This is a genomic window from Kribbella sp. (genome assembly GCF_035655035.1).
Lineage (GTDB): Bacteria > Actinomycetota > Actinomycetes > Propionibacteriales > Kribbellaceae > Kribbella.
The window spans coordinates 1-7,594 of the sequence record NZ_DASRVN010000411.1 but is presented as its reverse complement, the minus strand read 5'-3'; the positions used below and the strand labels follow the sequence as shown (position 1 = coordinate 7,594).

General features: G+C 68.1%; 6 protein-coding genes. 4 read left to right on the top strand and 2 right to left on the bottom strand.

Annotated elements, in window-relative coordinates; genetic code table 11:
* Window positions 1-205: 205 nt before the first annotated feature.
* From tgmA to VFF46_RS23015, 3 genes are all read left to right on the top strand, one after another.
* Window positions 206-436 carry a putative ATP-grasp-modified RiPP gene (gene tgmA, locus VFF46_RS23025; RefSeq protein ID WP_325039264.1) on the top strand — a complete coding sequence of 77 codons (231 nt, stop codon included), beginning with the start codon at window positions 206-208 and terminating at the stop codon, window positions 434-436.
* Between the two features lie 2 nt (window positions 437-438).
* Entirely contained in the window at window positions 439-1,386 is a 948-nt protein-coding gene (gene tgmB / locus VFF46_RS23020; protein ID WP_325039263.1) for an ATP-grasp ribosomal peptide maturase, read from the top strand.
* 214 nt (window positions 1,387-1,600) lie between these two features.
* Window positions 1,601-2,527, top strand: coding sequence for a methyltransferase domain-containing protein (locus VFF46_RS23015; protein ID WP_325039262.1), 927 nt, complete (start codon window positions 1,601-1,603; stop codon window positions 2,525-2,527).
* A gap of 285 nt (window positions 2,528-2,812) precedes the next feature.
* On the opposite strand, the gene VFF46_RS23010 is transcribed toward VFF46_RS23015, so the two are convergent.
* Both VFF46_RS23010 and VFF46_RS23005 read right to left on the bottom strand, forming a co-directional pair.
* Window positions 2,813-3,964, bottom strand: coding sequence for a threonine synthase (locus VFF46_RS23010; protein WP_325039261.1), 1,152 nt, complete (start codon window positions 3,962-3,964; stop codon window positions 2,813-2,815).
* Window positions 3,965-3,975: 11 nt separating this feature from the next.
* Window positions 3,976-4,563 carry a winged helix-turn-helix domain-containing protein gene (locus tag VFF46_RS23005; RefSeq protein WP_325039260.1) on the bottom strand — a complete coding sequence of 196 codons (588 nt, stop codon included), beginning with the start codon at window positions 4,561-4,563 and terminating at the stop codon, window positions 3,976-3,978.
* Between the two features lie 247 nt (window positions 4,564-4,810).
* Between VFF46_RS23005 and VFF46_RS23000 the strand changes: the two genes are divergently transcribed.
* Window positions 4,811-7,594 (top strand): S8 family serine peptidase (locus VFF46_RS23000; protein WP_325039259.1); only part of this gene is annotated, 2,784 nt, incomplete at its 3' end.

Below are 7,594 nucleotides of genomic sequence, written 5' to 3'. Positions count from 1 at the left end.
TGATCGAGGAGCACATCGCCCCGGCGGCGCTCGCGGCGCAGTACGCGCACGTCATCAACCTTCGGATCCACGGCCTACCGGGCCGGCAGCTGCGGTGTCAGCGGATCGCCGATACCGCACCCCAGAAGCCGGCCGGCGCGGGACGAGATAGCGACTCCGTCCTGGGCCGGCCGTTCCAAACCCCAACCAGTAAGGGAGAAAGTCCATGAGCAACGAGACGAGTGCGGTTCCGTTCGGCGTCCGTCACCTGGCATCCGGACCGGAGATCGCACCGATGGAACTGCCGATGACCTACAGCGCCAACCTCCAGTTGAACGTGTCCGCGACCGGCAACCCGTACCACGCCATCGCCGCGGCTCTGCCGGAAACGAACACCGAGACGCCGATCCCCGACGGCCAGCGCCCCGGATCGGACAACTCCACCGACAACTACTGAGCATGGGCACCGTCCTGGTCCTGACCGGCCGCGACGACCTGACCGCCGACGCCGTCATCGACGAGTTGGCCAGACGGCAGGCGTCGGTCGTCCGCTACGACACCTCCGACTTCCCTCAGTCGTCCCGCGTAGCGGCCACACTCGGTCCGCACGGCTGGGACGGGCACCTGACCGCTGATCGGTCAATCGACCTCTCAGCGGTCAGTGCCGTGTGGTGGCGACGGCCAGCCGAGTTCAACGTGCCGAGCAGCTGGCCCGACGAGGCACGGGCGTTCGCAGTGTCCGAGGCACGCGTCGGAGTACTCGGCGTACTGGGCTCACTTCCGGTGCGATGGATCAACCATCCGGCCAAGGACTCAGCAGCCAACTACAAACCGGTTCAACTTGCGGTGGCGGCCCGCGCCGGCCTCGACGTACCGCGGACGATCATCACCTCGGATCCCGATCATGCCCGCGAGTTCATCGGCGCCGACGAGGTCATCTACAAGGGCCTCAGCGGCGGGGTACTCACGGCGGAACGTCGCCACCGCTACCTGCCGACCACGGTGCTGCACGCCGACGAGATCGACACGAGCATCACCGGCACCGCACATCTGTTCCAGGAACGAGTGCCCAAGCAATGCGAAGTACGCCTGACCGTGATCGGGCAGCGGATGTTCCCGGTCGCAATCCATGCCGGCAGTGCCGCTGCCAGACTGGACTGGAGAACGGACTATCCATCCCTCACCTACGGTCCGATCGAGCTTCCGGCTCAGGTCGAGAAGGGCGTCCGGCTGCTGATGGACGAGCTGGGCCTGTACTTCGGAGCGCTCGACTTCGCCGTGACCCCGGACGGCCGATGGGTGTTCTTCGAAGTAAACCCGAACGGCCAATGGCACTGGCTCGCGGTCAAGGCCGGCGCACCGATGATCGAGGCAATGGCCGATGCCCTCCAAGGAAAGGACGATTGACTCCGTGACCGACTGGACCGACGCCGCCCGAAAACTCGCCGAACAGGTCACGACCACGGCACCGGAGTGGCACGACTCGGTCAGCTCCACACCTCGGCACCAACTGGTGCCGAGGTGGTGGGAGCCGATCCCCGACAGCTACCCATTCGCCTGGGGACTCCGCACACCCCACCCGGACCAGCCGTGGACCGAGGTCTATGCGGACGAGACGCTGGTGACCCGCGTGGGCGCACTCCACGCCGACCAAGCGGAGATGTCCGATCGCCCGACGGGCCTCCCCACATCATCCTCCACCTTGCCCGGGTTGATCGTACGCATGCTCCACCTGCTCGACCCCGACGAACAGGACCACGTGCTCGACGTCGGCACCGGCTCCGGCTACTCCGCCGCCCTCCTCGCACACCGCCTAGGCGACGTCCAGGTGACTAGCGTCGACGTAGACCCCTACCTCGTCGACGTCGCGCGCGAACGGCTTGCCGGCTTCGGGCGAACACCACATCTCGAGGTAGCCGATGCCACGGGGGCGCTGCCGGACACCCACTACGACCGGATCATCGCGACCGTCTCCGTCCGCCCTGTCCCGCCCACTTGGCTGGAGGCTCTTCGCCCCGGCGGGAGAATCGTCGCCACGATCACCGGCACCTCACTCCTGATCAATGCCGAGAAACACCCCGACGGAGTCGTCCGCGGCCACGTCCAGCCAGACCCAGCCACGTTCATGCGCACCAGGGACCAGGCCGACTATCCACCCCGGCTGGATCACGTGTACCACGCAGCACGCGACCAGCAAGGTACCGAGACTCGACGGCTCGTTGGACCTATACCCGACCTGTGGGCCGACTGGGAACTGCGTTGTCTGTACGAGCTCGACAGCCCCGACATCGAGAACCGTTCGGCAACACGCCAAGACGGCAGCCAACTCCTGTGGCTTCTGGCAACCGACGGATCCTGGGCACGTGCCGACAGCGAAAGCCGGACCGTCCACCAAAGCGGTCCACGGCGACTATGGGACGACCTGGAACGCGTACGCGACAGATGGACGGCCGCAGGCCACTTCCCCCTCCACACCATGACCCTCGAACTCGCCGCCGACCGGAACACCCTCACCAGTCCCGAGGGCAGCTGGACGTTTGAACTCTGACCAGATGTGACCAGCGCGCCTCGTCCTCGACCACGAACGACACTCGAACGATGCGGCGTTGCTTGCTGGCACAGGTGCTTGATCACCACAGAAAGCCCGGCGGCGCGGTTCAGTCGGAGGCGAGCGGCAGCGAGCAACTCGCCGGCGCCAGCCGGAAACGCCCGGCGGTGGCCGGAACTCCCGGCGGTAGCCGGAACGTGTTCCGGGCGGTAGCCCGGGGGTGGGTGGGGCGGCGCGTAGCGCGGCGACGGAGGAGCCGGGCGTAGCACCGCGTGGGGTGATCAGTCAGAGCGGAACGGTCTCCGGGTACTTGAGGCCGGCGCCGGTGTTGAGGGCGACTACCTGGTCGTCGGGGTGGATCCAGCCGGTTTCGCGGAGGTGGCGGACGGCGGCGAAGTTGGCGGCGCCCTCGGGGCAGATGAATGCGCCTTCGAGGCGGGCGAGCAGGTGTTGTTCGGCGAGGATGTCCTCGTCGTCGACGGCGATCGCGCAACCATCCGTCTCGGCGATCGCCTGCAGGACGAGGAAGTCGCCGAGGGCCTTGGGGACAGTGATGCCGAAGGCAACGGTTCGGGCGTTCGGCCAGGGTTCGCTCTCGGGCAGGCCCTTCTCCCAGGCGCGCACGATCGGCGCGCAGCCGGTGGACTGTACGGCGACCAGCCGCGGCAGCGGGCCGTCGATCCAGCCGAGGTCGCGGAGTTCGTTCAGCGCCTTCCAGATGCCGATGATGCCGACGCCGCCACCGGTCGGGTAGACGATCACGTCCGGCAACGACCACCCGAACTGCTCGGCGATCTCCAGCCCCATCGTCTTCTTGCCCTCGATCCGGTACGGCTCCTTCAGCGTCGAGGCGTCGAAGTACCCGGTCTGCTCCCGGACGTACGCCGCCGCGTCGCCGATCAGGCCGTCGATCAGTACGAGCTCCGCGCCGACCACGGTCACCTCGCGCCGGCAGATCTCCGGCGCGGCGAGCGGCATCGCGATCAGCGCCTGCATCCCGGCGCGCGCGGCGTACGCGGCCCAGGCGGAGCCGGCGTTCCCGTTCGTCGGCATCGCGATCTTCCGTACGCCGACCTCAAAAGCCCGCGACACCCCGACCGCGGCGCCCCGCGCCTTGAAGGTACCGGTCGGGATCAGCCCCTCGTCCTTCATCAGCAGCCGCTCGACGCCGAGCTCCGCGCCGTACCGCGGCAACGGCAGTAGCGGGGTCATCCCCTCCCCCAGCGTCACCACGTTCTCCGGCGACCGCACCGGCAGCAACTCGTGGTACCGCCACAGATCCGGCGCCCGCCCGGCCAGATCCTCCTTCGTCACCGAAGGTACGCCATACCGCGCGAGCAGCGGCGATCCGCACGGGCAGAGGCCGATGATCTGGTCGGCGTCATGGGTCGCCCCACACCGCGGGCATTCGAGATGGCTCAGCGCAGAGAAGGTCACGTCAGGCGACGTTACCCCGCGCGGAGATCGGTGATCAGTGGGCGTTGGTGGTCGGTGAGCCGGAACCCGATCCCGCGGACCGCGTCGATGGTCACCGTCGTACCGAGGTCGTCGAGCTTGCGGCGCAGGCGTTTCACCACCGAGTGCACGTCGGCGGTGCCACGGACGTGCCGGCCGGGCCAGACGCTCTGGTGCAGGGCGTCGTACGACCAGACGCGCAGCGGCGTCGACATCAGGCGTCCGAGCAGCTCCTGTTCGAGGTCGGTCAGCTGGATCTCGCGGTCGCGCCAGCGGGCGACCGCGCGCGGCCGGTCGATCGTGAGTACGTCGGCATCGGGGTCCGCGTCGGACGCCTGTACGGCGGTGGCGTCGCCCGCGTCCGGCTCGGTCGGTTCGGGATGCTCGGGCGTGGCCGGTGGCGGCGGCTGCGCCGGGACCAGCAGCCGGCGAAGCTCCTCGAGGCTGGAGACCAGCAGCAGCGGGGCGACGTCGTCGACGAGCTCGGCGAGCCGGACGCGCTGGTCCGGCGAGGCGGCGACCGCGATCAGCAGCGGGAAGGTCTCTGCCGGATCGGCATCTGGTTCACGGGCGGTGACCATCTGATCACGATGTCAACAGCTGACTGCGATCGTCAACGCAACGGACCAGGTTTGCTCAGGTTGCTCACAGTTGCCTCGATCGGCGCGACGGTTAGTTACAAGTTGCTTACCAAGTGTGCTTGTTACCACGTTGTTCTGACACATAGCGTCCTGCTGCAGCAAGTGACTCGGGGGAGTCGACTCGGGGTCGTTCAAGTGAGGGGCTGCAGAGATGTCACATCAACGAAAGGGGCTCGCCAGATCGCTGGTGAGCACCCTGGCGGCGCTGGCCGTCGTCGCGACCGGGATGGCCGCCGCCGGCCAGGCCCAAGCTGTACCAACTATTGGGCCCCCGACCAAACCGGAAGCCCAGGTACCATCGCCCGCCGCCAAGATCAAGCCGGAACTGATGGCCAAGCTGGACGGCAAGGACGCCAAGGCCGCGTCCGACTACTGGGTCCGGTTCGGCGCCAAGGCCGACCTGACCGCTGCCGGCAAGATCACGAACTGGAACGAGCGCGGTACGGCGGTCGCCGCCGCGCTGAAGAAGACCGCCGCGGACAGCCAGGCGAAGATCCGCGCCGACCTGGACGCGCAGCACGTGAAGTACCAGGCGTTCTGGGGTACGAACGCGATCCGGATCGAGAACGGTTCGCTCGCGCTCGCCCAGGACCTGGCCACCCACTCCGAGGTCGAGGGCCTGTACGCACCGGTCCAGATCGAGGTACCGAAGGTCACGCCCGGCACGCAGGAGAAGGCGGTCCAGTCCGTCGAGTGGGGCGTCGCGAACATCAAGGCGAACCAGGTCTGGTCGCAGTACGGCGACAAGGGCGAGGGCATCGTCGTCGCCAGCATCGACACCGGTGTGCAGTACGACCACCCGGCGCTGGTGAAGCAGTACCGCGGGAACAACGGTGACGGCACCTTCGACCACAACTACAACTGGTTCGACGCGGCCGGCACCTCGCCGAACGCACCGTCCGACGGCAACGGCCACGGCACCCACACGATGGGCACGATGGTCGGCGACGACGGCGCGGGCAACCAGATCGGGGTCGCCCCGGGCGTGAAGTGGATCGCCGCGAACGGCTGCTGCCCGAGCGACGCCGCGCTGATCTCGTCCGGCCAGTGGATGCTGGAACCGACCGACCTCCAGGGGCAGAACCCGGACGCGAGCAAGCGCCCGAACGTCATCAACAACTCCTGGGGCTCGACGCTGCCGTCGAACGACCCGTTCATGGAGGACATCACGCTGGCCTGGACCGCGTCCGGGATCTTCGGCGCGTTCGCCAACGGCAACAGCGGCTCGGCCTGTAACAGCTCGGGGTCGCCAGGCAGCCTGACCAGCAACTACTCAGCAGGCGCCTACGACATCAACAACAACATCGCGTCGTTCTCCGGCCGCGGTGCCGGCCAGAACGGCACGATCAAGCCGAACATCTCGGCGCCCGGCGTGAACGTCCGCTCCAGCCTGCCGGGCAATACGTACGGCGCGTTCAACGGTACGTCGATGGCGACGCCACACCTGACGGCCACCGTGGCGTTGCTGTGGTCCGCGTCGCCGGCCCTCAAGGGTGACGTGGCCGCGACCCGCGCGCTGCTGAACCAGACCGCGATCGACACGCCGGACAGCCAGTGCGGCGGCACCGACGCGAACAACAACGTCTTCGGCCAGGGCCGTCTGGACGCGCTGGCGCTGGTGAGCGCCGCGCCGATCGGCGACACCGGCACGCTGTCCGGTACCGTCACCGCCGCCACCGGTGGTGCCGCGCTGGCCGGCGCGAGCGTGACGATCAAGGCCGACGGCCAGCCCGACAAGACGCTGACCACCAGCAGCAACGGCACGTTCTCGTCCGTACTGCCGGCCGGCGACTACAACCTGACGGTCTCGTCCTTCGGGTACAAGACCGCGACCGCCACCGCGACCATCACCACTGGTCAGACCACCACCAAGGACTTCGCCCTGGCGAGCACTCCGCAGGTGAGCGTCGGCGGCACCGTCACGGACGGCTCCGGCCACGGCTGGCCGCTGTACGCGAAGGTGTCGGTCGAGGGTCCGGGTGGCGTGTTCGACTACACCACCCCGAGCAACGGCCGGTACAGCCTCAAGGTCCCGTCGGGCGCGGCGTACTCGCTGAAGATCGAGACGAAGTACCCGGGGTACGCGACCGTCAGCCAGCCGATCACGGTCGGCAGCGGCAACCTGACGAAGAACATCGCGGTACCGGCCGACTCCAGCTCGTGCACCACCGCGCCCGGTTACAAGTGGGGCTCGGACGGCGTCTACGAGACGTTCGACGGCACCTCCGCGCCGAACGGGTGGACGGTCGTCGACAACTTGGGCAACGGCCAGGTCTGGAAGTTCGACAACCAAGGCAACCGGGGCAACACCTCCGGCGGCAGCGGCAACTTCGCGATCGCCGACTCCGACAAGTACGGCAGCGGCGGGCAGCAGGACACCTCGCTGGTCAGCCCGGTCGTGGACCTGAGCTCGGTCGCCGCCCCGGTGATCCGGTTCAACCAGGACTTCAAGCGGCTCGGTGACAAGGCCGACGTGGACCTGTCGCTGGACGGCGGCGCCACCTGGACCAACGTGCTGCAGCAGACCGCGAACGCGACCGGCCAGAAGGAGATCGCGATCCCGCAGGCCGCCGGACAGGCGAACGTGAAGGTCCGGTTCCACTACTACGAGTCGAAGTACGCATGGTGGTGGGAGGTCGACAACGTCCTGATCGGCAGCCAGGTCACCTGTGTGCCGACCGGCGGCGGCATCGTCACCGGTAACGTCAAGGACGCCAACACGAACGGTTTCGTGAACGGCGCGGTCGTCACGCACGACGGCACCACCGAGAGCGCGACCACCACGGCGACGCCCGAGGACACCGGCCTGAACGACGGCTTCTACTGGCTGTACTCGTCGACGGACGGCAACCAGAGCTTCACCGCCAAGGCCGGCAACTACGTCAGCTCGACCGCGACCGTCGGGGTCGAGGCGGACTGGGCCACCACCGCCGACTACACGCTGCAGGCCGGCCGGCTGGCCGTCACGCCG

Coding starts and splice junctions, on each gene's coding strand:
- VFF46_RS23005 (WP_325039260.1), bottom strand. CDS start 4,563: ATGGTCACCGCCCGTGAACCAGATGCCGATCCGGCAGAGACCTTCCCG.
- tgmA (WP_325039264.1), top strand. CDS start 206: ATGAGCAACGAGACGAGTGCGGTTCCGTTCGGCGTCCGTCACCTGGCA.
- tgmB (WP_325039263.1), top strand. CDS start 439: ATGGGCACCGTCCTGGTCCTGACCGGCCGCGACGACCTGACCGCCGAC.